Raw genomic sequence first — 24,296 nt, forward strand, 5'->3', positions numbered from 1 at the left:
CGGTTTTCATACCTCGATTGAGCTGTACGGGCAATAACTGTTTTTAGTTGATATTTCATTGAAAAATAGGTAGATCTGCCTGTTTTCTTGTGAAATTTTGTTATATTGTTGTAACAAATTGTCGTTGCAGTATACTAACGAATTATTAACAGTTAAACTTATTTATGAATTTATCAATAGAAAATCTCAGTAAAACCTATCCTAATGGTGTAAAGGCACTAGACGAAGTAAACTTAGAAATAAAGCCGGGAATGTTTGGTCTCCTCGGACCAAATGGGGCAGGAAAATCATCCTTGATGCGCACTATAGCTACTCTTCAGAAGCCCGATTATGGTCGCATTACTTTTGGTGATATTGATGTTCTTGGAAAGCAAATGGAACTGCGAAAAGTTTTGGGTTACTTACCACAGGAATTTGGTGTTTATCCGAACCTTTCGGCGATAGATTTATTACACTATTTCGCGAAACTCAAAGGGATTAAGACAGGTGCTGATCGGCAGGCTATCATCAAGCGTGTGCTGGAAGTAACCAACCTCTGGGATGTCCGTAACAAGAGTGTGAGTGGTTATTCGGGAGGAATGAAACAACGCTTCGGTATTGCCCAGTTATTGCTGAACGATCCCAAACTGATTATTGTTGACGAACCTACTGCGGGACTGGATCCTGCTGAAAGACACCGTTTTTTAAATGTATTGCGGGAGATCGGAACCAATCATACGGTTATCTTCTCGACTCATATTGTGGATGATGTCCGCGAATTATGCCATGAACTTGCTATTCTCAATGGGGGTAAAATACTATTGCGCGGTACGCCAAAGGAGACAATAGAACAATTGGAAGGCAAGATCTGGGTACGGATCATTAGCCGCGATCAATTGGATGAGTATACACAGAAGTATAACGTCATTTCTACAAACTATAATCAGGATAATACACTCAATATCCGGGTTTATAGTGATGTGCAGCCAGATGAATCCTTCGTAAATGCACAAGGGCAACTGGAAGATGTCTATTTTGTTGCACTAAAAACTGACCAGCGCCATGTTTAGTCCGATTTTTAATTTTGAGTTTACACGTTGGTTTAAGAGTGCCGCCGTCTATATTTATATGGCTTTATTCTTTGCCCTGTCGTTGTTCATCATGTTGTCCTCACTAGGGATATTTGATGGCGTCACGGCGACGACTTCATCCAATACCATCAGAAATTCGCCTTGGGCTATTAATGAGATGATAAACGGAATGTCTTCCATTATCTATTTCTTAATTCCCTCGATTGTGGGGGCCTGTGTTTATCGGGATTTTCAGTATAATGTACATACCATTCTTTTTAGTTATCCGTTTACCAAAACAGATTATCTATTGGGCAAGTTTTTTGGATCGATAGCTGTCGTACTCGTCATCGTACTGGCATCGACCTTAGGTATAGTTGTTGCACAGTTTGTTCCGGGGATTAATCCAGCCTTGTTGGGTCCCGTACATATTTTAGCCTACTTCCAGACCTATCTTATTCAGGTTATTCCCAATCTGGTTATCCTTAGCGCTATTATTTTTGTATTGGTCACTTTTACCCGTAACGTATATGTAGGTTTTGTTGCGGTGCTGGTGCTTATTATTGTACAGGTACTTGTCCAGAATCTGACAACAAACGCCGATAATCGCTATCTCGGGGCATTGATAGATCCCTTTGGTGATAGCGCCATTTCTTACTACACACAATATTGGTCTCCTGAAGAAAAGAACACAAACAATCTTCCTTTTCTGGGGGCAATTATCTATAATCGTCTGATATGGCTCGCTGTGGCAGCATTGTTTATTGGCGGATTTTACCTGTTATTTTCTTTCTCACAGGATTCCATTTCAGTAAAAACAGGCAAGAAAGGAAAACGCCTGACAAAGAATAATTTTGACAGTGTTTTTCGGCTCAATCTACCGAAAGTAAGCTACGACTTTTCAACCGTCCACTATTTGAAAACGACTTGGACACTGGCGCGGTATGACTATCGATATATTGTTAAAAATCCGGTTTTTTTGATCCTAACCCTGGTCGGTGTGCTGTTTATCCTTTTGATGGCTAGTACAATCGGTGCGATTTTTGGTACCTCGACTTACCCCGTTACCTGGAAAATGCTGATGATACCTGGAACGACCTTTAAATTCTTTTTGTTGATCCTGACTTTCCTCTTCACTGGTTTATTGGTTCATCGAGGTAGTATTACACGCATGGGCGGACTATTGGATGTGACGCCAGTTCCGAATTGGGCGCTTATGGGGTCCAAGATAATCGCGATCATCTTGATGCAACTGACCTTGCTCACGGTGGTAATGCTCACCTGTATGGCATTTCAGGTCTATCATCATTATTATCATTTCGAAATCGGGCAATACATCATGCACCTGATGGTGTATGGTATGTTGGCAAATATCGTATGGCTATTTGTAGCCACCTTCGTACATACGCTCTTCAAAAATTATCTGGCTGGTTTTTTTATCCTGTTAACCTTATTTATCGGATTGCCATTTTTATCGATGGTAGGCGTAGAGCAGGCGATTTATCAGTTTAACCAGGGGCCGGGGCTTGACTATTCAGATATGGACGGTTTTGGCTATATCTTACCCTTTTTAACTTATCGGGCCTATTGGTTGCTATTTGCGGTGTTTTTTCTTACGATAGCTCTTTTACTTTGGCGTAGAGGCGGATTCTCCGGCATGAAGGAACGTTTGGCGATCTTGAAAGCTCGCTTAAGCCCGAGCAGTATAACAGTTCTTCTCCTGAGTTTAATTGGTTTTTTAGGGATCGGTGGGGGTATATATTATGAGAACCATATTAAAAATCCTTATTATACAAGTCTTGATCATGAAAAGCAGTCCGTGGAATGGGAAAAGAAGTACAAAAAATATCAATTTCGGCCTCAGCCCCGTGTTGTTGACATCAAGTTCAATATGGATATCTATCCTTCGACGCGTAGCTTTAAAGCACAGGCTTCTTATGTGCTGAAGAATAAAACTACTGTTGCCATAGACTCCATTTTTGTCAATTATAATGATTATGACTATACCTTCTCTTTTGATGTTCCTAATAAGCTGATTTCTGCCGATGATATTTACAATTTCAATATCTATAAGTTGGTCAAGCCAATGGCGCCGGGGGATTCTATCGTCTTAAATTTTACTACAGTTAGCCCCGCCAATACTTGGGTGAACGAGAAGTCTCCCGTTAAAGGCAATGGAACTTTCATTAACAATATGTTGTTTCCGAATATCGGCTATTTAGACCGGGGCGAGCTGGTGGATAATGATATCCGTAAAAAATATGGACTACCTTATCGGGATCGTATGGCTTCGCCCACTGATTCCAATGCGCGAAAGAATAACTATATTTCAAATGACGCAGACTGGATTAGGTTTGAGGCAACAGTGAGTACCGATACGGATCAATTGGCCATTGCTCCGGGATACTTGACCAAAAAATGGGAGAAAAATGGAAGAAAATACTACCAGTATAAAATGGATTCAGCGATCCTGAATTTCTTTGCTTTTAATTCCGCTCGATATGAGGTGAAAAAGGATCAATGGAATGGTGTTAATTTGGAAATCTATTACCACAAAGGGCATACCTATAATCTTGATCGGATGATGGCCTCGAGCAAGGCTTCCTTGGCCTATTTTACTAGCCAATATAGTCCTTATCAACATCGGCAACTTCGAATTGTTGAATTTCCCCGAACAGCCGGAACGTTTGCGCAGTCTTTTGCCAATACCATTCCTTTTTCGGAGGCGATAGGTTTTATTGCGGATGTGGATGAGAAAGAAGACGATGCGGTGGATTATCCCTATGCTGTGACCGCGCATGAAATAGCGCATCAGTGGTGGGCACATCAAGTTGTCGGCGCCAATACGCAGGGTGCCACACTGATGTCAGAAAGTATGTCTGAATATTCCTCTTTGAAAGTACTGGAAAAGAGGTATGGAAAAGGACAGATGCGCAAATTTCTCAAAGATGCACTGGATGGTTATCTAAAGGGGAGAAGTGCAGAAAAATTAGGCGAGAGACCATTGATGTACAACGAAAACCAAATGTATATTCATTATCAAAAAGGTTCTTTGGTCTTATATGCGCTGAGTGACTATCTGGGTGAACATGTTTTCAACCAGACAGCAAAAGCCTATCTGGACAGCACAGCTTTCCAAAATCCACCCTATACAACATCCTTGGAATTTGTGGATTACTTTCGCAAAGCGACACCTGATTCACTTCGTTATCTGATCAAAGATATGTTTGAGACAATCACCCTGTACAACAATAAAGTGGAGAAGGTGAGTACTAAAAAGCTGAAAAATGGAAAATATCAAGTGGATATTCAATTTGAAGTGGCTAAGTATCGCGTGGATGCCAATGGGAAAAAGAGTTACAATGATCAAGGTAGCAAACCGTTATTATTTAAAAAATCAGATCGGGTGACATTGAAATCCTTACCACTGAGAGACTATATTGAGATTGGTATTTTTTCAAAAGCGGCGGATAAGAAAAATGGAAAACCACTGGAAATTTACCTCAAAAAACATCGTATTGATCAGATCAATAATACGTTGACATTAGTTGTCGATCAAAAACCTACGCAGGTCGGTGTGGATCCGTACAACAAACTGATTGATATTGATTCAGATGATAATAGAAAAGATATCTAACGAAGTCCAGATTTGTTGTTATCCCGGGCATTGTTCTAACGAATTATAAAACGGCCATAACAGATTGTAAAACTGTGTAGACTGTAATAGGTACTATCCGGCGAATAATAGGTGAAGAGTGGGAATTAAACGCAAAAAAGTCGCTTTTCCATATAGGAAAGCGACTTTTTGTTTTGTGCTCCCACCTGGGCTCGAACCAGGGACCAAAAGATTATGAGTCTTCTACTCTAACCGACTGAGCTATAGGAGCAGGTCGTTTGTTTTGTCAATTTCAGCATTGGTTATGCCGTTTTGACGATGCAATTATCGATATTTGTATTGGTATTTCAAAATAATTCGATGGAAAAAATTAAAAATATTGTTCTTGATTATGGAAATGTAATCTTCATGATCGACTTTATGAAGTTGAAAGTTGCTTTTACTCAGTTAGGTATAGAAAATGTTGACGAAGTTTTTGGGCATCATGGCCAAAGTGCACTTTTTGACGATTTTGACAAGGGAAAAATTAGTGCTGCGCAATTCCGGGATGGGATTCGTGCGATTACCAAAAATCCTGCCTTGACTGACGCGCAAATTGATGGAGCATGGAACAGTTTATTGATCGGCGTCCCGGAGGGACATCATGCGTTGTTATTGCAATTGAAAGAAGAGTATCGTACTTTTTTGTTGAGCAATAATAATGCGATTCATTATGCGTACTGTATGAATGCTATTCATGAAAAATATGCTGTTGCCGATAATGAAGGATTTTTTGAAAAAACCTATTATTCGCATTTGGTGGGCATGCGTAAACCGGACGCCGAGATTTTCGAATTGGTTATGGCGGAGCAGGATTTAAATCCCGCGGAGACGTTGTTTATTGACGATAGTCCGCAGCATTTGGCTACAGCTGAACAATTAGGCTGGCATACGGCATTGTGTACCAAGGAGAAACCCTTGAAAATGATCTTGGAGGAATTTGGGTTAATATAAAATTTATTTTTCTTTTCTTATTCAACGTAAATATCGTACCTTTGTCCCACTTTAAATTTTAAAAGCGACGAAAGGAGGTATATACAACGCATGATTATCGTAAATGTAAAAGAAGGAGAATCTTTAGATAGAGCATTAAAACGTTTCAAGAAGAAATTCGAGAAAACTGGCGTTTTAAGAGAGTTGCGTTCACGTCAAGCTTATGAAAAGAGATCTGTAACTCGTCGCATTCAAGTGAAAAAAGCGATTTACAAACAATCTTTGAATCAAGATGTGGCTAACTAATTGATTCGCTGAGAATTTAAAAATATAAAGGGAAAAGCATTGCTTTTCCCTTTTTTTTGTGCTTTTAAGTTTGTAATTTAAGGATAGTATAGCGAGGGAAATTATGTTGGAAAAGGAGTTTATTCGGTATTTGCAGATTGAAAAAAGATATTCAGAACATACGGTTGTTGCCTATCGGCACGAGCTGGAGATGTTTTGGTCTTTTTTAAATGCGGAGGGACTCATGTTATCGGATGTTGTTTACAGGGATTTACGGCATTACTTTGCGAAGATGATGGAGTCCGGTAAGAATGCGAGTTCTGTCAATCGAAGCATGTCTTCGTTGCGGACCTATTTTAAATTTCTTCAGCGTGAGGAATGCCTGGATAAAAATCCGATGACACTTATTAAGGCCTTAAAGACTGCAAAAAAACTACCTGTCGTTGTGGAGAAAGAAAAACTGGTTCGTCTGCTAGACCATCTGGAACAGGAGCAGCATGATTTTGAGTCGTGCCGGAATTATCTGGTGATGGAGCTACTTTTTGGGACGGGAATCCGTCTGGCCGAACTGTTGAAAATTAAGGAGCAGGATATAGATTTTTTTAATAAAAATATCCTTATATTAGGTAAAAGGAGCAAAGAACGCCTTGTTCCGATAAATGATCTTTTGGTAAAAGAATTGAAAAACTATTTGCAACAAAAGGCGTCGCAATTTGTTGGTACTAATAACAGCTTACTGATTGTTACGAAAGAAGGTAAACCAGCGTATGCCAAGCTCATCTATGATATTGTGCATCATTATTTAACACTGATTTCCACACAAGGTAAGCGGAGTCCTCATATTTTGAGGCATACGTACGCAACGGCCCTATTGGATAACGGGGCAGATTTAAATGCAATTAAAGAGCTGTTGGGACATGCGGGACTTGCGGCGACGCAGGTGTACACGCACAACTCAGCAGAACGATTGAAGTCTATTTATAAACAAGCTCATCCAAAAGCTTAAAAAAAGGAGGAAAAATGAACATTACTGTGCAATCCATTCGATTTAATGCAGATCAAAAGTTAATCGAATTCATTAAAAAGAAGACAGGAAAATTAGAGCAGTTTTTGGATTCAATTATCGGTGGTGAATGCTACCTGCGATTGGAAAATGTCGATGACGAGGCAAATAAGATTTCAGAGATTAAACTGAACATCCCCGGAAGCCAACTTTTCGCAAAAGGGCAGGCGAAGAGTTTTGAGGAGGCGACAGATATCGCTGTAGAATCCTTGCGTAGACAGATTAACAAATATAAAACAAAGACAAAAAATACAGTTATTAGCAATCGCAAAGAAGTACTTTCCGTAGAGGAAGAAGAAGAGGAAGAATACGATTAAAAAAATATTACATACTTATAAGGAAGGAGGTCAGTTTAAGCTGACCTCCTTTTTTATGGGAACCATCGAGCTGTCCCGGCTTTTTAAGTATTCAAGCGCTGCTCGCTTCTTCGGCTTGCATATTTTTTAGCTTGTTTGGGGAGATTCGCAACTTGTCAGTAATATTGGGCGGTGAAGCTTATTTATATTAAATCAAAATAATTATCGGTTTTACTTGGATTGATTATAAATAATATTTATTTTTGAGCAGTTTAATAGAGAAGGTAATAGAAATGTCAAAATTGGTTTGTCCATTAGCACACGTTGAAGAAGTATTTTCCACTACAGCTGGTACGGTATATCAATGTAGCCGTAAAAATTGCTTCTGGTTGGAGTATAATAACGAAACGACATCTTTTTCGGTGTCAGACTTTTTGAAATTCAAAAAGCGTATGGATGCAATTGATGTAGAACACATGATCAATGATACCACACGTTCATCTGATTTTGAGATTGTGATGCCTTTTCGTACAGAAAGATGCTTCATTCTTGCTGTAGAGGATGTACTTCAACTTCGCGAGCTGTTGGATGGTGCTAAGTTTATGATGGAATTAAATTCGGTCATCAGAACCTGTCTACAAGTATCACCTTTTGCCGTCTTGGCATAAGTACATTATAATAAAATAACAGAAAAAGCGGTGTGTCTAAACAAAAGATACACCGCTTTTTCTGTTATATGGTTTGCTTATTTAAATTAAAATTAAATAAGTATCCATTTCGTGTTCTGCTATACTTATTAAAAATCGACGTTTTTTTGGGTAACAGGGCTATCATTATTTAAATTTATGGGTTATTGAAAGTATCTATGAGCGGTATTTGTAATTGTATTGATTCTAAACAAGTTGCGGTTTTCCTGTCTAATTTAGACTGAATTTGTATTGCAGATTATTTATACAGATTTTCCAAATCCGATGTATCTTTGTAATGTAATCCGGTGATAATGTATATCACTTGACATTGTTTTAGAAATTAAACTTAAGGTAAATATGAAAGATTTATTGAAATTAAAATCTTCTTTGAAAGAAGAGATCGAAAATATACTAAATGCACAGATCAAAGTAGAAGCACACTCTTCAGCTCTCTATCTGGCGATGTCTTCATGGTGTGATGATCAAGGTTTGGAAAACGCTGCTGAGTTTTTTGCAAAGCAGTCTAACGAAGAGCGTGAGCACATGTTGAAACTTTTCAACTACATCAACAATCGTGGTGGACGTGCGATCTCTCCGGAGATTACAGGTATCCCACAAGATTTTGAATCATTCCGTGGTGTATTTGAGCAGACTTTGGAACAGGAAATGTTTGTAACAGAGCAATTTAATAATATTGCTGATAAATGTGCCAAAGCGAAGGATTATGTAACCTTCAACTTTGTACAATGGTTCCTTGAAGAGCAGGTAGAGGAGGAATTTGTTGCGCGACGTATCCTGGAATTATTTGATGTCATTGGTGAAGATGGTACAGGCCGTTGGGAAATTGACAAACATCTTGTGAAGGTTACCTTTGCTGGTGAGTAACTGATTATAAAAAATTAGTTGAAAGAACGAGTTGTTTTCCTGACAACTCGTTTTTTTTTATACAAAATCACAACTTTTTACGTTAATACCTTAAGAATTCTTATATTGAATTGTATTATTGCAAAGTCTGTTTGATGAAACTAAGGGGCGGGGATATAATCCGGTTTATACTTTTGTTATCCATTATAAGCTTATTTTTTCTGCCTAAAAGCACTTTTGGTCAGGCGACAAAAAAAGAAGTTTATGGAATTGTTGTAGATACTGCCGGCAACCCGCTGAAAGGTGTTAGCGTGCATTTGACGAGTTCCCGGGATACCTTATTTTCGTCAACTTCAGCTACCGGCTATTTCCGCTTTGGACGTGTTCTGGGCAACGACATTCGCATAAGTTGTAGCCAGATAGGTTTGAGTATTCTCGAAAGAAGTTATCCACTATACAATAGTAGCACAGCCAAATTGGATGTGGGAAAATTGACCATGTTTCCGCATGTATCCTTGCTCAAAGAAATCGTTATCCAAAAATACAAACCTATTGTCTATAAGCAAGACACCGTGCAGTTTAATCTGGACGCTTTTCAGTTCGATCGAAGGGCACTTTTAGAGGAGGCGCTCAAAGCCTTGCCCAACGTGCAAGTATCCAGAGACGGGTCAGTCTATGCTTTTGGGAAAGCGATATCTTCGGTAAAAGTTGATGGTAAAAAATTCTTTGGTGGCGATGTGCTTACGGCTACACGAAACCTTCCGGCGGATTTCGTGAAGAGTGTGCAGGTCATTGATTTTTATGGTGATGAAGCAACGGCCAAAGGGATCAAAAGTACGGAGTCTGAGAAAGTACTGAATATTGTTCTTAAAGAAGATAAGAAAAAAATCACCTTTGGGCAGGCGACATTGGGCGGAGGAACCGCAGAGCGCTATCTGGGAAGTATCGGGGTGAATAGATTTGATAATGGAAAGGAATATTCCATGGTGTCTTCGATGAATAATACAAATACCAATCTCTTTTCTTTCGGTTCTCCGAATGGAGGGGAGCGGGAACGGGAAATGGGCGAACTGGCAGATTTTGCTGATCCCACCGATGGTGTTAATAAGATAAGTTCTATCGGGGCAAGTTTTTCAAGTCCACTTTCCAAAAAGGTGAACGCCAGTGGAAAATACTCTTTTACACAGCGTAATAATAATACGGTAGGAAATTCTTTTTTGCAATCTATCTATGGATCTGGAAAAGGAAATAGCACAGCAATCAGTAACTATGAGGATTACAAAATAAAGTCGGTTGACCGGACACACAAGATGGACTGGGACTTTGATATGAAGCTGTCGCCTAAAGATCAATTGAAGATCTCTCCAAAACTCTCCTGGACCAATTCCACAAGCCGCACGTTAAAAGATAGACGGATAAAAAACAATAGATTGAGCAGTACGGGGATCTATGGTGCGGCGAATAGTACCGAGAGTCCTGCAGCAGCGCTTGATCTATTTTATGTCCGTAGTTTTGACAAACCGGGCCGAAAAATATTGTATACTTTTCATTCAGACTTTAACTCCTTGGATAAAGATGAGGTATTAGGTGATAATAATACAGCAGTAGATAGCAGCCTGACTCCGCCTAAGGTCACAAATACTTATCTAAATCAAATGATCCGATCCAATAACGAAAGTAAAAATATCCAAAGCCGCTTGTCACTTGTTGAGCCTGTGGACCTTGGTGGTGTTTTGGAGATCAATTACGATTTTGATTACACAAAAATTGATGCCAGTCGTTCGACTTTCGACAATATACTTCAATCTAAGATAGATTCATTAAGTTTAAAATACGATTATTCTTTTGCTAACAATAAGGTGGGGATGGTATACCGTCAGGATATAGGAAAAAATGTTAAGATAAATTTGGGTTTTGCGGTACAGGCATCAGAATTAAACGGGGCTTTAACAAATGAAAACATACGAACTTCCTACCCGAATGTCAATCTGGTTCCTTCGGCTGGGCTAAAATGGAAGTTTACGAAAGACGAGGATCTTGCCATCGATTATTATGGGAGAAATAACCAGCCTAGTTTTTATCAGATACAACCTGTAGTGGATAATACCAATACCCAGAATATTGTTATTGGGAACAAGGATCTGAAATCTGAATTTGCACATAGCATTGTATCAAAATACCGCAAATCCATGACGCGGAAGGGGCAATATCTTGAAGCTAGTCTTGCTTATAATCTCGTCAATGATAAAATTGTGGCAAATCGTACTATTGAGCCTAATTCAACAGTACAAAAAACAACATACCGTAATACTGAGGGCTATTTTGATCTCAAGAGCTACTATCTTTTTACAGCTTCTTTGTTTTCGGATAACTTACAGATGAGCCTTAACGGGAATGCTGATTACTACAATAATATATCGTATGTCAATGACAAGAAAAGCTTTGGTGGACATTTTTTATTCACACAGGCAATTCAATTTCGCTATGCCTGGAACGATATTTTTGAGGCAGAGCTCAATGGAAATTATTCGCTGAACCGGGCGACTTTTGATTGGCCCGTTCGGGATAATATTACGGCGCATTCAGGAATTGTGGGCCTTGGGTCAAAAGCGTATATGGGCAAGCATTTTACCATGGGGCTGGAGATGTCCCAAAAGTTTAACGCGGGGTATTCAAGTTCATGGAGCAATATCAATCCAACGATCATCAATGCTTATCTGGAATACACTTTTGGACGCAATAACTTGGGGATGCTGCGGTTTCAGGGGTTCGATTTGATGAATCAGAATACGGGAATCTCCCGTGCTGTTGTCGGAAACGATATATTGGATGTTCAAAATAATCGCCTGGCCCGTTATTTTATGCTCTCACTCAATATAAGGTTACAAAAATATCCAAAGAAATCCTGATTAAACACGCAGATAAAGATATCGGTATTCAGAGTAGGTGATAGGAGATTTAAACAATGGATCGGCCCATTGGATACTTGAACCAAAAAATAGACTCTTTAGACGAGCATAGATAAAACATAATAAATAAGTATTCACAGATGAAAGCAGTAGTTATAACCCAACCGGGCGGCCCGGACGTATTGCAGGTTGAGGAACTTGAACAACCGCGGGTAGGTGATTTAGATGTGCTGATAGCAGTCAAGGCGGCAGGGGTGAACAGGCCGGACGTTTTCCAGCGAAAGGGAAACTACCCCGCTCCTGCAGGTGTCGATCCGCGAATTCCGGGACTCGAGGTGGCGGGTGTTATTGTCGAAAAGGGGCGTTTGGTCGACAGCTGGAATATTGGTGATCCAGTGTGTGCTTTGGTTGCCGGTGGTGGGTATGCAAATTACGTTTCCGTATATCAAGGACATTGTCTTCCTATTCCGCCTAATCTGACTTTTGAAGCGGCGGCGGCACTTCCGGAAACCGTTTTCACGGTATGGGATAATGTTTTTCGTCGGGGAAAGCTCCAGGCGGGTGACCATTTTTTGGTTCATGGCGGAGCCGGCGGGATCGGGAGCACCGCGATTCAATTGGGAGTCTTATTCGGGGCAGAAGTCTATACGACCGTTAGTTCGGAGGAAAAGGGCGATTTTTGTCAATCTCTTGGTGCATCGAAAGTAATCAACTATAAAAGCGAGGACTTTCAGCTGGCATTGGCCGATCTGGGGGTTGATGTAATCTTGGATAGTATTGGCGGTGCTTATTTTGAAAAAAATATAGCCCTCCTGAACCCTGATGGGCATCTGGTTTATATCAATGCCATGCAAGGCGCAAAAGTGGAATTGAACTTGCTTAAATTGATGCAAAAGCGGATTACATTGACCGGAAGTACCCTTAGAGCAAGGGACCGTCAATTTAAAGAACTATTACGTAATGAGATCTGGGCTAAGGTGTGGCCTAAGATTGTTTCCGGAGATTTTAAACCGGTCCTGTATCATGTTCTTCCATTTGAGGAGGCACCGGAGGCGCATCGTTTAATGGAAGATTCCGTCTTGCTGGGCAAAGTCGTCTTAACTTTTTGATTTTTGATAATTGAGGGGCGTTGTGCCCGTGATATTCTTGAAATATTTGTGGAAACTTGAAAAGTTTTGAAATCCGGATTCGAAGCAGATTTGTTTGATTGTCTGCTTGTTTTCCATCAGGAGATTACATGCGGTCTTTACACGCATTTCAATGAGAAACTGAAAAAGTGTTTTCCCGAGCTGTGATTTAAAATAACGACAAAATGAATTAGGTGTCATACCTGTCAATGAGGCTAGTTGCTGTAGACGGATTTGGTCCCGATAATTTTCACCGATATAATGCATGGCAATGCGCATACGGTCCGCATCTTGGTCCTGTGACTGAATCGTAAAGCTTGTGCTGGTTAATAGGTCATGTTGTTCTTCTGCGGCAATGGTCATAAGAAGCTGGAGCAGGTGAATAAGACGGGCGGTGCCCACACTATCTAATATGGCATCAATATGTGCTATCGTGTCCGTCCGGCAAGAGCTGGAAAGTGCAATCCCCCGTTTCGAAATCCGCATCAAGTCTTTGATATTTTTGTTTTCCGGCAGGTTGGTGAATTCATTCCCCCAGAAGTTTTCCTTAAAATGCAGTACCCGTATATCTGCGGCCTGGGGACGATCTTCCCGTAGGTAAATCTCATCAAACAACCAATAATGGGGAAGATTGGAACCTACCAAAGTGATATCTCCGGATTCAAAACGTCGTACACTGTCGCCAATAAATTGTGTGCCAGATCCTTCAGCAAAATAAATCAGTTCGAGCTCTTCGTGATAGTGCCAAATATTGTGATATTGCGGTGTATCGTCTCTTCTCGCATTGAATGAATGGGTAAGGTCGTTGTCTAAATGCAGTAACTGTGCTTTCATGACTATGAAATATATGCATTAAAGTTACTTATTTCTGTTTGGATATGGTAATATAGCTTAATAAATTGATAATATACTTGAATATTGTCTAAGTTTTTTAGGCTTATTTTACATAAAATAACTACTTATAACCATTTGAATATATGACTAACAAAAAGAGTTACACATTTGCCTTGATTTTGGTGACCTCCTTGTTCTTCTTTTGGGGATTTATCCATAACCTTGATCCGATCTTGATTCCACATTTGCGGAATGCTTTTAGTTTATCGCATTTCCAGGCATCTCTGGTTGATTCAGCGGTATTTATCGCCTATTTTGTGATGGCGATCCCAGCGGGAATTATTATGAAGCGTTATGGTTATAAGGCGGGCATTCTGATCGGACTGCTTTTCTTTGCACTGGGCTGCTTTTTATTCGTTCCGGCAGCGAATACGATCAGTTATGTATTCTTTTTGGGCGCGCTATTCGTTGTTGCCTGTGGCTTGACGATCTTAGAGACCGCTGCCAATCCCTATGTGGCGATACTGGGTGACCCTTCAACCTCAGCCCAAAGGTTAAATTTTGCGCAGTCATTCAATGGACTTGCGGCCTTTCTGGCACCTATATTCGGCGGGAAATTTATTTTGTCGCACGAACCTAAATCGCAGGAAGAACTAGCGCAAATGGCTGAACAGGCAAAAATGGCTTATATTCAGTCAGAAACTGCTTCCGTAAAAATGCCTTACCTTGTTTTAGGGGTATTGATCTTATTGATCGCTGCTTTATTTTTCTTTACCAAATTACCGGATATCAAAGATGATGAGGAAGAGGGAAAAGCTGGCTTTTTTCACGCGTTGAAGCATAAAAATGTAAGATGGGCTGTTATTGCACAGTTTTTTTATGTTGGTGCACAGGTCTGTATTTTGAGCTTTCTGGTATTATATGCGACCGAAGTAGCGGGAATATCAGGTAAAGATGGGGCAGACTACGCTGGTTTTGCCGGACTTGCATTTATGTTGGGTCGATTTATCGGTACTTTCTTTATGCGTTTTGTGTCTGCGTCCAAGTTGTTGATCATCTACTCGTTTGTTACGATCGTGTTATCGCTGTTCGTTATTTTTGGAACGGGGATACAAACATTATATGCCTTGATCGGAATCGCATTTTTTATGTCCATTATGTTCCCGACCATCTTTGCCTTTGGTGTACAAGGTATTGGCGCAGATACTAAATCTGCATCCAGCTTAATCGTTATGTCTATTGTAGGCGGGGCTTTATTGCCGCCGCTTTTGGGTTTTATATCGGATAAAACAGGCCATTTTCAATACGGTTATTTTGTGCCTTTAGTCTGTTTTATTGTGGTGTTGGCCTTTGCTTTTCAAAATAGGAACGTGCGTATCGCCGAAACAGAAAATCTTAAATCACATTAATAACGAACAATGAAACCATCATGGTTTAATCAAACCGAGTGAACCGAACGAAGTGAGTTCATGAATACCTTAGCATACTAATTTAATGAATAAATCAGTTCATGGATACAACGAAGGAAAATTATGAATGCGCTTAAAAAATACACTCGATGATAAATCTGATCGCTTCATCGAGAAAAAAAACAAATTTATATAGATGAAAAAATATGTCATGGCATTGGATCTTGTCAATGATCCACAATTGATCAAAGAGTACGAGGACTATCACCGTGCGGTGTGGCCAGAGATCAAGCAATCGATCTTGGATGCCGGCGTAACGCAGATGGAGATCTATCGTTTTGAGAATAGACTATTTATGAACATGGAAGTTGGTGCGAATTTTTCATTTGAAAAGAAATCAGCTATGGATGCGGCCAATGAAAAGGTACAGGAGTGGGAGCAACTGATGTGGAAATATCAGGCTGCGATCCCGGGAGCCAAACCCGGTGAGAAATGGGTATTGATGAATAAAATATTTGAATTAGTTTAAATTATGGCCATACAACGCTATTTACAGATCCATCCGATGGATAATGTCCTGGTTGCTTTACAGGACTTGGCCGAAGGAACGACAATTGTTTTCGAAGGCAGCGAGTTTACTTTGAAACAAGCCGTTGCGGCCAAACATAAGTTTACCATTCAGCCGATGAAACGAGATGCCGAAATATTGATGTACGGCGTTTTGGTCGGCAAGCTGAATGCGGATTTAAGTGCTGGTGAATTGATTACAACGGAAAATCTACGTCATGCATCCGAAGACTTTAGAATGGGAGACCGCAAGACCGCTTGGGTCAAACCAGATGTCACCGCATTTAAAGACAAAACATTCAATGGGTTCCACCGCTCAAATGGTACGGTGGGGACAGCGAATTATTGGTTGGTCATTCCATTGGTATTTTGTGAAAACCGGAATGTCCTGACGCTTAAAGCGGCTTTCGAAGAAAAGCTGGGCTATAAAGTGAAAGCCAATAATTATATCGCCGAAGTAGAAGACTTAATAGATTTATACAAATCCGGAGCAGATGTGAACCAGATTCTCGGGCAGGACTTATTGGCCAATCCAACTTCAAATGAACAAGAACGTTTGTTTAAAAACGTTGACGGTATCAAGTTTCTGAATCATGAAATGGGCTGCGGGGGTACACGTATGGATTCCGACGCCCTCTGTGGCTTGCTGGCCGGTTATATAACCCATCCAAACGTCGCGGGAGCGACTGTATTGAGCTTAGGTTGTCAACATGCGCAAGCCTCCATTCTAAAGGCTGAAATCGAGAAAAGAAATCCGGGGTTCGACAGGCCTTTATACATTTTTGAACAGCAAAAAGAGGGTACGGAGAAAGAACTGATGCAAAAGGCGATCAAAGCGACCTTTGCGGGCATGATGCAGGCGGATAAAAATGAGCGCAAACCAGCCACGTTGGATAAATTATGTATTGGCTTGGAATGTGGTGGCTCAGACGGCTTCTCAGGGATCTCTGCCAATCCGGCACTGGGTTTTGTTTCCGATATTCTGGTAACTTTGGGCGGTTCGGTCATTTTAGCTGAATTTCCGGAACTATGTGGCGTGGAGCAGGAACTTAGTGACCGTTGTGTGGATGAAGCTACTGCGGAGAAATTTATGAGCTTAATGCGCACCTATAACGCTAAGGCGGAAGCAGATGGTTCGGGCTTCTATATGAATCCCTCTCCGGGCAATATCCGGGATGGCCTGATTACGGATGCGATCAAATCTGCAGGAGCGGCAAAAAAAGGAGGTACCTCACCGGTAGCAGCCGTAATTGATTATCCCGAACTTGCTAATGGTGCAGGGCTAAACCTACTATGTACACCGGGGAATGATGTCGAGAGTACCACTGCGGAAGTTGCTGCAGGAGCGAATATTGTATTATTTACAACAGGCCTGGGCACACCGACAGGAAACCCCATTACCCCTGTGGTAAAACTATCGACCAATACCAAAACTTTTGAAAAAATGCCAGATATCATAGATCTCAATTGTGGTACCATTATCGAAGGTACGGAGAGCATTGAACAGGCTGCGCATCGCATCCTTGATTATGTGATTGAAGTTGCTTCAGGTGAAATTAAACCTAAAGCAGTCTTGTTGGGACAGGATGATTTTATTCCTTGGCGAAGGGGTGTTTCTTTGTAAATAACCAAATTATCAAGCATAATGAAATATCCATGTCTTAAAAAAGCACAGACAGCATATAAAATGGTCCGGATATTCCATATGGCCTTTAAATCATAAATAATTCCATATGAAACTAAAACATGTCATCTGTAGCCTGGCCCTGCTCATTGGATCCATTTCCTATGGTTATAGCCAGCAACATTATCAACCAAGCCCTGAAAACCAAAAAAATAGGGAATGGTTTGAACAATCTCGATTCGGAGTCTTTATCCATTGGGGGGTATATAGTGTGTTGGGGGATGGCGAATGGGTCATGAACAATCAGAATATTAGCCTGGATGAGTATGCGTTGCTGCCTAAATTTTTTAACCCCATTTCTTTTGATGCAAAACAATGGGCAAAATTATTTAAGCAATCGGGTGCCAAGTACATTACTTTTACAACCAGGCACCATGACGGCTTTTCGATGTGGAATAGTCAAACATCCGATTACAACATTGTAAAAAAGTCCCCGTTTAAACGTGATATCGTGAAGGAACTGGTGGCGGCCTGCCGTGCAGAAGGGATAAAAGTCATGTTTTATTATTCATTACTGGATTGGCATCGGAATGATTATTTGCCGGCAGGTAAAACAGGTAGTGGTATTGCAGGGCGTGATTCCACAAAAGGCGATTGGAATCATTATGTGCAGTTTATGAAAAGTCAGTTGACCGAGCTGCTTACGCAATATGGGCAAATTGACGGAATCTGGTTTGATGGACATTGGGACAAACCAAAGGAGGATTGGCATCTAAGCGAAATTTATGAATTGATCCACAAGTTGCAGCCGCAATGTTTGGTGGGTAACAATCACCATCTGGCTCCATTTGAAGGAGAGGACTTTCAGATGTTTGAACGAGACCTGCCAGGGGAGAACACCACCGGATTTGGAACAAGCGCACATGATGTCGGCAAATTGCCCAAAGAGGTATGTGGCACGATTGCCGGATCCTGGGGTTTTGAACTGAAAGACAGGACACGTAAATCGTTCAGAGAGGTCTTGACCTACTTGGTCAAGGCGGCCGGACATGGCTCAAACCTGTTGCTGAATGTAGGGCCGATGCCGAATGGCGAGATCCAGGACTATCAACAAGATCGCTTAAAAGATCTCGGAAAATGGTTAGCTGTTTATGGTGAGACCATTTATGGAACCGAAGCCGGGGGAGTCGCACCTACAGATGATTATGCATTGACGCGAAAAGGAAATCAGGTATTCCTGCATATCCTTAAACCCGGGAAAAAAGAATTAGTTATTGCCAAGCTACCTTATCAGGTGAAGAAGGTGAAGACATTTATTGGCAATAAGGATATTAAATTCAGTAATATAGATCATAGTTTACGATTGGATTTGCCTGCGTCAAACGATGAGGCAGATCTGGTTTTAACGCTAACAATTAAATAACAATGGGAAAATTAGAACAGAAAGTAGCTGTTATTACAGGCGGTGGTAGTGGAATTGGCCGAGCTATCAGTGTGCAATTTGCTGTGGAAGGAGCAAAAGTCCATATTCTGGACTTAAATGAGGAAGGTGGGAATGCTGTAGTGGAGGAAATTTTGGCTCTGGGAGGACAGGCTGTGTTCAATCGTTGTAATGTGACCGATCAACAAGAAATTGGCACAATAGCTCAAAATATCGGAAAAATTGATATTTTAGTGAATAATGCTGGCATTGCCCACGTTGGTAATTTAGAAAATTGTAAATCCGAAGACTTTGAACGCGTTTTTAATGTGAATGTGAAGGGTGCATATAATGCATTATATGCGGTTGTGCCGATCATGAAGGCACAGGGAGCAGGGGCTATCCTAAATCTGGCTTCAATCGCGGCATGGGTTGGGATTACGGATCGTTTCGCCTATTCCATGAGTAAAGGTGCGATCTATGCAATGTCCATGTCTGTAGCACGGGATTATATGGCTTATGGCATTCGGTGCAACAGTATCTCGCCAGCCCGTGTACACACCCCTTTTGTGGATGGATTTATAGCGAAGAACTATCCCGGTAAAGAAGAGGAAATGTTTGAAAAGTTGTCTGCAAGCCAACCGATAGGCCGTATGGCACAGCCGGAAGAAATTGCTAAATTAGCACTTTTCCTTTGTAGTGATGATGCAGGTTTTATTACCGGCAATGACTATCCTATTGATGGTGGTTTTATTAAATTGAATAATTAAATGTTAGATACCATACAAATCTCAAATCTATAAAAATATGAAATTAATACGTTTTGGAGCCTTCGGCAAAGAGAAAATCGGAGTTCAGATTGACGGCGTAAATTACGATGTAAGTGCATTTGGTGGTGATTACAATGAGCAGTTCTTTGCAGAGGATGGCTTGGCTCGTTTGGAAGAATTCGTCAAAGCAAATGCAGGTAAGCTTATTGAAATACCTCAGGAAGAACGTATCGGAGCACCTTTTGCCCGTCCGTCCAAAATTGTCTGCATCGGATTGAACTATATGGATCATGCAAAGGAAACCAATGCCCCAATTCCTGCTGAACCTATTATTTTTATGAAATCTACGACTTCTTTAATAGGACCATACGACAACGTAATGATTCCTAAAGATTCTGTAAAGACAGATTGGGAAGTGGAGTTCTGTATTGTGATCGGTAAAAAAGCTTCTTATGTGGAGGAACATGAGGCGCTGGATTATGTGGCGGGTTATGTCTTGCACAATGACGTTTCTGAGCGCGAGTACCAGTTGGAACGTGGCGGCACCTGGGATAAAGGAAAAGGTTGTGATACCTTCGCTCCGATGGGGCCGTTTATGGCAACCAAAGAAGAAATTAAGGATATCAATAATGTGCGCATCTGGTTGAAAGTGAACGGAAAAACCTATCAGGATGGAAATACCAAGGATTTAATTTTTTCGATTGCCCACGTTGTATCGTACGTCTCCAAATTTATGACCCTATTGCCGGGTGACGTGATTTCAACGGGAACACCAGCTGGTGTGGGCCTTGGTTTCAATCCGCCAATTTATTTAAAAGCAGGTGATGTGATCGAATTGGGAGCAGATGGCCTCGGCGAGTCGCGTCAGACTGTGGTTGCTTATTCCAAAAATTAATTTAGCTAATATTTTAGGTTTTATTATGCGTATAGATACCCATCAGCATTTTTGGCAATACGATCCCGTTAGAGACAGTTGGATTACCGACGAAATGCAGGCTATCCAACGGGATTTTACGCCCCTGGATATGCAGTTTGTTTTGGAACGAAATGGATTCGCAGGTAGTGTGGCCGTTCAGGCCGATCAGTCTGACGCGGAGACAAACTACTTGGTGCAGCTATCCAAAAGTTACCCTTTTATCAAGGGTGTTGTCGGTTGGATCGACCTTCAGGCCGAAGATATTGAGCAACAGTTGATCAGCTATAAAGAATTGCCGGTAATCAAAGGTTTCCGTCATGTCGTTGAGGGGGAGTTGGATCCGGATTTTTTGATTCGGCCCGCTGTATTGAAGGGCTTGAAAGCGCTGGCCGCTTTTGGTTACACCTACGATTTATTGATCCGTCCGCGTCATTACGCGGCTACATTACAATGTGTACAGCAGAATCCGAACCTGCAGTTTGTGCTGGATCATATCGCCAAACCGCCCATTAAATCAAAAGAGTTTGATGACTGGGCCGCGTTTATCGATAAGCTTGCTGCCTTCCCAAATGTCGTATGTAAAGTGTCCGGACTGGCAACGGAAGCAGATTGGACCGGATGGAAATTGGATGATTTTACACAATATCTCGACCATATTTTTCAACGTTTTGGAAAAGACAGGATTATGTTCGGGTCGGACTGGCCGGTATGCCTTTTGGCGGCTTCCTATGAGGAAAGTATTGCAATAGTGGAGGATAAACTGGGCAGCTTTACAGCATCGGAAAAAAATGCGTTTTGGGCTGAGAATGCTATACGTGTATATAATTTATAAGAAAGAAATCAGTATGCATGAAAGGGAAAGAATGCATGCTGATTTTTTAGACAGCCAAATAACGGGAATAAGTAGCTCGACGTTGTCGACAGAGGTTTTAATCAATAACCAGTGAAACGAGTTTATTGATGCGGACAGGTTCGAAGCATCAATGAAACACACAATTCAATAAAATTATTATGGATCTTCATTTAAAAGATAAAGTTGTTATTGTTACGGGGGGCGCGAAAGGGATCGGGCGTGCTGTCGTGCATGCATTGGCCAAAGAGCAAGCTATTCCTGTCATTGTTGGACGTAAGCAGGCCGACAACGAGAAAGTAAGGGAAGAAGTGAAACAGTTCGGTATTGATGCTTTGTGTATTGAGGCTGAATTGTCCAAACCTGAAGATTGTGAAAAAGCAGTACAAAAGACACTGGAGGTCTATGGTCGTATCGATGGTTTGGTGAATAATGCAGGACAAAATGATGGGGTAGGCTTAGCTTCTGGTAACTACGAAAAATTTGTAGCATCACTGCATAAAAACCTGATCCATTATTACTTAATGGCGCATCATGCCCTTGACGCGCTGAAAGTATCTAAAGGTAGTATCGTCAATATTTCTTCCAAAACAGGAGAAACCGGACAGGGCAATACTTCGGCTTATGCCGCTTCTAATGGTGGACGAAATGCACTGACACGTGAATGGGCGGTAGAACTGTTGCCTTTTTCCATCCGTGTAAACGCTATTGTTGTTGCCGAATGCGCAACGCCACAATACGATACCTGGATCCAGACCTTACCAAATCCGGAGGAAATATTGAAAAAAATTACTGACCGTATTCCACTGGAACATCGCATGACGACTGCAGAAGAAATCGCGGATACAACCGTATTCTTACTATCTGAAAAGTCAAGCCATACAACAGGACAATTGATCCATGTGGATGGCGGTTATGTGCATCTGGATCGTTCCATTATCGCGGAGCAATAATAGGCGAAAATTGAAAAGAGGCACTATCTGTGCTAAAAAAATAGGGCCCTGCCCGTCAAGCCGGAAGAACTACGCTTCCGGCTTTTTCTATACCATAAAAAAGAGGCCGATTGCTGATACTAAGAAAATAAGTGAATCGTATGTTTTGTGGTTAACATGTTGATAATTTTGGTGTTAACAAAAAAGATACAATTTTTTATTTACTTATTTAATTGATTAAGTCTATACTTGTATAACTGATACATATAAACTTAAGACAAGCTAGAGAGCCTTTTCATTTTTTACTTTTTTGTTTAAACGATTTAGCTAAGAAAGTTAAACAGATCCTGCATAACTGATTGTAAGAAATAAATTCCAGATAACGATGAAATGGATGATCCGCTGTCCATATTTAATATTTCAATTTTAGGACCCAATTGGATGTGGTTTTTTATGGAAAACTCCCATCTAACTGATAAATTTCATTTAAGCCGTTGAAAATAGACACTCAAAAAATAATTAATTACTGCATATGAAAAGATTCATGTTTGTATGGTGTATAGTCCTATTCGGTTATACATCTTTTGCTCAAAATTCAAGTGGATTAAGTAATCTATCCAAACTGTCTAATGCTAAAACCAGGTCGATCAGCCCTGAGAACTTTAGCGGTGGGAAAGGTAAAGGGGGAATGGCTGTCCCAAATGAAAAGGAGGGAGCGCGTAACCAGGCAAATGCATCTAGGGCTGCCCGTGAATTGGGGGTAGGTTGGAAAGTTAATCCGTATGTTCATATTGGTGCTGGTGAGACATTTACGCTGGCTGAAATAGATGGCTCGGGAATTATTCAGCACATCTGGATGACACCTACAGGAAACTGGAGCCAATCCATTATCCGGTTTTATTGGGATGGGGAGACTGAGCCTTCAATTGAAGCTCCTGTCGGTGCCTTTTTTGGGATGGGCTGGAATAAATATGCGCCCTTAAATTCTTTGGCCATGACCGTCAATCCGGGGAGTGCATTTAACTCGTATTGGCAAATGCCTTTTCGAAAAAAATGTAAAATAACGATGGAGAACGTGAGCATTCACCCTATGGTGCTCTATTATCAGGTCAATTATGCCGAGACCGAGGTCGCAAATGATGAGGCCTATTTTCATGCGCAGTATCGGAGATCCCATCCCACCGAAGGTTCTTTACACACCATTTTGGATGGTGTCAAAGGCAAGGGACATTATGTGGGAACCTATTTAGCTGTGGGAGTTAACAACACTGGCTGGTGGGGCGAAGGTGAAGTCAAGTTCTTTCTCGATGGCGATAAAGAGTTTGCGACGATTGTGACGACAGGGCTGGAAGATTATTTTTGTGGATCATACAATTTTGAAAATAAAGAAACCCGACGTTATCAGGAATTTACTACCCCTTATGCTGGGCTACATCAGGTCATTCGGCCAGATGGGATATATGATTCTCAGCAGCGATTTGGTATGTATCGATGGCATATTCTTGACCCTGTACGTTTTGATGGCGACTTAAAGGTGACCGTTCAAGATCTGGGCTGGCGCTCTGAAGACCGATATCTACCACAGAAATCTGATATTATTTCGGTAGCCTACTGGTACCAAACAGAACCCCATGGGAAATTTAAGCCGCTTCCAGGAAAGAATGGGATAGAAATCAACTGAGTTGCCCTCCTTCTGCCAGGGTAATGATAAGGAGTCCGACTTGACCCAAAGAATTTTGGGTATAAAGCTGTTTAAACAAAAAAAGCCTGCTCAAATGAACAGGCTTTTTCTGTGGTGCCACCTGGGTTCGAACCAGGGACACAAGGATTTTCAGTCCTTTGCTCTACCAGCTGAGCTATGGCACCAGTTGACCTTTTATTTAAATCTGTGATCATCAGATTGAAGCGTGGTGCCACCTGGGTTCGAACCAGGGACACAAGGATTTTCAGTCCTTTGCTCTACCAGCTGAGCTATGGCACCGCTTTCTGCTATGGGTTTGTTCCCCTATTGCGATGCAAATATAGTGTGATAATTTGAATTCTAAAATTTTTATGTAGATTATTTTTCCTCTTTTTTCGAAAGTGTTGATTTTGATCGAGATAA

20 protein-coding genes and 3 tRNA genes are annotated in these 24,296 nt (G+C 41.0%); 19 read left to right on the plus strand and 4 right to left on the minus strand.

Features of this window, described 5'->3' with window-relative positions; genetic code table 11:
- The first annotated feature begins 164 nt into the window (after positions 1-164).
- Both D7322_RS14095 and D7322_RS14100 read left to right on the plus strand, forming a co-directional pair.
- Positions 165-1,049 carry an ABC transporter ATP-binding protein gene (locus D7322_RS14095; protein ID WP_121124928.1) on the plus strand — a complete coding sequence of 295 codons (885 nt, stop codon included), beginning with the start codon at positions 165-167 and terminating at the stop codon, positions 1,047-1,049.
- Positions 1,042-4,686: a M1 family aminopeptidase gene (locus D7322_RS14100; RefSeq protein ID WP_121124930.1), complete on the plus strand. Its 3,645-nt coding sequence runs from the start codon at positions 1,042-1,044 to the stop codon at positions 4,684-4,686. The genes D7322_RS14095 and D7322_RS14100 overlap by 8 nt, the downstream gene beginning before the upstream one ends.
- A gap of 176 nt (positions 4,687-4,862) precedes the next feature.
- Here D7322_RS14100 and D7322_RS14105 read toward each other — a convergent pair.
- Positions 4,863-4,936: transfer RNA gene (locus D7322_RS14105), tRNA-Ile, on the minus strand.
- 89 nt (positions 4,937-5,025) lie between these two features.
- Here D7322_RS14105 and D7322_RS14110 point away from each other — a divergent pair.
- The 8 genes from D7322_RS14110 to D7322_RS14145 all read left to right on the plus strand — a co-directional run bounded on the left by D7322_RS14110 (position 5,026) and on the right by D7322_RS14145 (position 12,852).
- Positions 5,026-5,658 (plus strand): HAD family hydrolase, encoded by a 633-nt coding sequence (locus D7322_RS14110; RefSeq protein WP_183078708.1) that lies wholly within the window; start codon positions 5,026-5,028, stop codon positions 5,656-5,658.
- A 90-nt stretch (positions 5,659-5,748) separates the two neighbouring features.
- Positions 5,749-5,943, plus strand: a complete 195-nt coding sequence (gene rpsU / locus D7322_RS14115; RefSeq protein ID WP_046672133.1) for a 30S ribosomal protein S21 — start codon at positions 5,749-5,751, stop codon at positions 5,941-5,943.
- A gap of 103 nt (positions 5,944-6,046) precedes the next feature.
- Positions 6,047-6,928, plus strand: a complete 882-nt coding sequence (locus tag D7322_RS14120) for a tyrosine-type recombinase/integrase (protein ID WP_121124933.1) — start codon at positions 6,047-6,049, stop codon at positions 6,926-6,928.
- Between the two features lie 14 nt (positions 6,929-6,942).
- Entirely contained in the window at positions 6,943-7,302 is a 360-nt protein-coding gene (gene hpf / locus D7322_RS14125) for a ribosome hibernation-promoting factor, HPF/YfiA family (RefSeq protein ID WP_108637072.1), read from the plus strand.
- Between the two features lie 242 nt (positions 7,303-7,544).
- Entirely contained in the window at positions 7,545-7,949 is a 405-nt protein-coding gene (locus D7322_RS14130) for a DUF6686 family protein (RefSeq protein ID WP_245971345.1), read from the plus strand.
- Positions 7,950-8,327: 378 nt separating this feature from the next.
- Positions 8,328-8,855, plus strand: coding sequence for a ferritin (locus D7322_RS14135; protein WP_108637070.1), 528 nt, complete (start codon positions 8,328-8,330; stop codon positions 8,853-8,855).
- 134 nt (positions 8,856-8,989) lie between these two features.
- A complete protein-coding gene (locus D7322_RS14140) occupies positions 8,990-11,743 on the plus strand; it encodes a TonB-dependent receptor (protein WP_121124936.1) in 2,754 nt (917 codons plus the stop codon).
- A 140-nt stretch (positions 11,744-11,883) separates the two neighbouring features.
- Positions 11,884-12,852, plus strand: a complete 969-nt coding sequence (locus tag D7322_RS14145; protein WP_121124937.1) for an NAD(P)H-quinone oxidoreductase — start codon at positions 11,884-11,886, stop codon at positions 12,850-12,852.
- On the opposite strand, the gene D7322_RS14150 is transcribed toward D7322_RS14145, so the two are convergent.
- Positions 12,841-13,704, minus strand: coding sequence for an AraC family transcriptional regulator (locus D7322_RS14150; RefSeq protein WP_121124939.1), 864 nt, complete (start codon positions 13,702-13,704; stop codon positions 12,841-12,843). The genes D7322_RS14145 and D7322_RS14150 overlap by 12 nt on opposite strands.
- Before the next feature lie 143 nt (positions 13,705-13,847).
- Here D7322_RS14150 and fucP point away from each other — a divergent pair, with 143 nt between their 5' ends.
- The 9 genes from fucP (at position 13,848) to D7322_RS14195 (ending at position 23,873) form a co-directional block, all read left to right on the plus strand.
- Entirely contained in the window at positions 13,848-15,113 is a 1,266-nt protein-coding gene (gene fucP / locus D7322_RS14155) for an L-fucose:H+ symporter permease (RefSeq protein WP_121124941.1), read from the plus strand.
- 196 nt (positions 15,114-15,309) lie between these two features.
- Entirely contained in the window at positions 15,310-15,642 is a 333-nt protein-coding gene (locus tag D7322_RS14160; protein WP_121124943.1) for an L-rhamnose mutarotase, read from the plus strand.
- A 3-nt stretch (positions 15,643-15,645) separates the two neighbouring features.
- Complete coding sequence (locus D7322_RS14165) at positions 15,646-17,304, plus strand: UxaA family hydrolase (RefSeq protein WP_121124945.1); 1,659 nt, start codon at positions 15,646-15,648, stop codon at positions 17,302-17,304.
- A 109-nt stretch (positions 17,305-17,413) separates the two neighbouring features.
- The gene (locus tag D7322_RS14170) at positions 17,414-18,727 is read left to right on the plus strand and encodes an alpha-L-fucosidase (protein WP_121124946.1); all 1,314 of its coding nucleotides are present in this window, start codon (positions 17,414-17,416) and stop codon (positions 18,725-18,727) included.
- A 2-nt stretch (positions 18,728-18,729) separates the two neighbouring features.
- Complete coding sequence (locus D7322_RS14175; protein WP_121124948.1) at positions 18,730-19,494, plus strand: SDR family NAD(P)-dependent oxidoreductase; 765 nt, start codon at positions 18,730-18,732, stop codon at positions 19,492-19,494.
- A 37-nt stretch (positions 19,495-19,531) separates the two neighbouring features.
- Positions 19,532-20,389, plus strand: coding sequence for a fumarylacetoacetate hydrolase family protein (locus D7322_RS14180; RefSeq protein WP_104383188.1), 858 nt, complete (start codon positions 19,532-19,534; stop codon positions 20,387-20,389).
- 25 nt (positions 20,390-20,414) lie between these two features.
- A complete protein-coding gene (locus tag D7322_RS14185) occupies positions 20,415-21,242 on the plus strand; it encodes an amidohydrolase family protein (RefSeq protein WP_121124949.1) in 828 nt (275 codons plus the stop codon).
- A 179-nt stretch (positions 21,243-21,421) separates the two neighbouring features.
- Complete coding sequence (locus D7322_RS14190; RefSeq protein ID WP_121124950.1) at positions 21,422-22,213, plus strand: L-fucose dehydrogenase; 792 nt, start codon at positions 21,422-21,424, stop codon at positions 22,211-22,213.
- A gap of 511 nt (positions 22,214-22,724) precedes the next feature.
- Positions 22,725-23,873 carry a glycoside hydrolase family 172 protein gene (locus D7322_RS14195; RefSeq protein ID WP_121124951.1) on the plus strand — a complete coding sequence of 383 codons (1,149 nt, stop codon included), beginning with the start codon at positions 22,725-22,727 and terminating at the stop codon, positions 23,871-23,873.
- 112 nt (positions 23,874-23,985) lie between these two features.
- Here D7322_RS14195 and D7322_RS14200 read toward each other — a convergent pair.
- Positions 23,986-24,058: transfer RNA gene (locus D7322_RS14200), tRNA-Phe, on the minus strand.
- A 42-nt stretch (positions 24,059-24,100) separates the two neighbouring features.
- Positions 24,101-24,173, minus strand: a tRNA-Phe gene (locus D7322_RS14205).
- Between the last annotated feature and the right edge of the window lie 123 nt (positions 24,174-24,296).

The sequence above is a fragment of the Sphingobacterium puteale genome, from assembly GCF_003627955.1.
GTDB classification, from domain to species: Bacteria; Bacteroidota; Bacteroidia; order Sphingobacteriales; family Sphingobacteriaceae; genus Sphingobacterium; species Sphingobacterium puteale.

What these genes read in the sequence shown, in the direction of transcription:
- D7322_RS14095 (WP_121124928.1), top strand. Translation starts at nt 165, where the DNA reads ATGAATTTATCAATAGAAAATCTCAGTAAAACCTATCCTAATGGTGTA.
- D7322_RS14100 (WP_121124930.1), top strand. Translation starts at nt 1,042, where the DNA reads ATGTTTAGTCCGATTTTTAATTTTGAGTTTACACGTTGGTTTAAGAGT.
- D7322_RS14110 (WP_183078708.1), top strand. Translation starts at nt 5,026, where the DNA reads ATGGAAAAAATTAAAAATATTGTTCTTGATTATGGAAATGTAATCTTC.
- rpsU (WP_046672133.1), top strand. Translation starts at nt 5,749, where the DNA reads ATGATTATCGTAAATGTAAAAGAAGGAGAATCTTTAGATAGAGCATTA.
- D7322_RS14120 (WP_121124933.1), top strand. Translation starts at nt 6,047, where the DNA reads ATGTTGGAAAAGGAGTTTATTCGGTATTTGCAGATTGAAAAAAGATAT.
- hpf (WP_108637072.1), top strand. Translation starts at nt 6,943, where the DNA reads ATGAACATTACTGTGCAATCCATTCGATTTAATGCAGATCAAAAGTTA.
- D7322_RS14135 (WP_108637070.1), top strand. Translation starts at nt 8,328, where the DNA reads ATGAAAGATTTATTGAAATTAAAATCTTCTTTGAAAGAAGAGATCGAA.
- D7322_RS14140 (WP_121124936.1), top strand. Translation starts at nt 8,990, where the DNA reads ATGAAACTAAGGGGCGGGGATATAATCCGGTTTATACTTTTGTTATCC.
- D7322_RS14145 (WP_121124937.1), top strand. Translation starts at nt 11,884, where the DNA reads ATGAAAGCAGTAGTTATAACCCAACCGGGCGGCCCGGACGTATTGCAG.
- D7322_RS14150 (WP_121124939.1), bottom strand. Translation starts at nt 13,704, where the DNA reads ATGAAAGCACAGTTACTGCATTTAGACAACGACCTTACCCATTCATTC.
- fucP (WP_121124941.1), top strand. Translation starts at nt 13,848, where the DNA reads ATGACTAACAAAAAGAGTTACACATTTGCCTTGATTTTGGTGACCTCC.
- D7322_RS14160 (WP_121124943.1), top strand. Translation starts at nt 15,310, where the DNA reads ATGAAAAAATATGTCATGGCATTGGATCTTGTCAATGATCCACAATTG.
- D7322_RS14165 (WP_121124945.1), top strand. Translation starts at nt 15,646, where the DNA reads ATGGCCATACAACGCTATTTACAGATCCATCCGATGGATAATGTCCTG.
- D7322_RS14170 (WP_121124946.1), top strand. Translation starts at nt 17,414, where the DNA reads ATGAAACTAAAACATGTCATCTGTAGCCTGGCCCTGCTCATTGGATCC.
- D7322_RS14175 (WP_121124948.1), top strand. Translation starts at nt 18,730, where the DNA reads ATGGGAAAATTAGAACAGAAAGTAGCTGTTATTACAGGCGGTGGTAGT.
- D7322_RS14180 (WP_104383188.1), top strand. Translation starts at nt 19,532, where the DNA reads ATGAAATTAATACGTTTTGGAGCCTTCGGCAAAGAGAAAATCGGAGTT.
- D7322_RS14185 (WP_121124949.1), top strand. Translation starts at nt 20,415, where the DNA reads ATGCGTATAGATACCCATCAGCATTTTTGGCAATACGATCCCGTTAGA.
- D7322_RS14190 (WP_121124950.1), top strand. Translation starts at nt 21,422, where the DNA reads ATGGATCTTCATTTAAAAGATAAAGTTGTTATTGTTACGGGGGGCGCG.
- D7322_RS14195 (WP_121124951.1), top strand. Translation starts at nt 22,725, where the DNA reads ATGAAAAGATTCATGTTTGTATGGTGTATAGTCCTATTCGGTTATACA.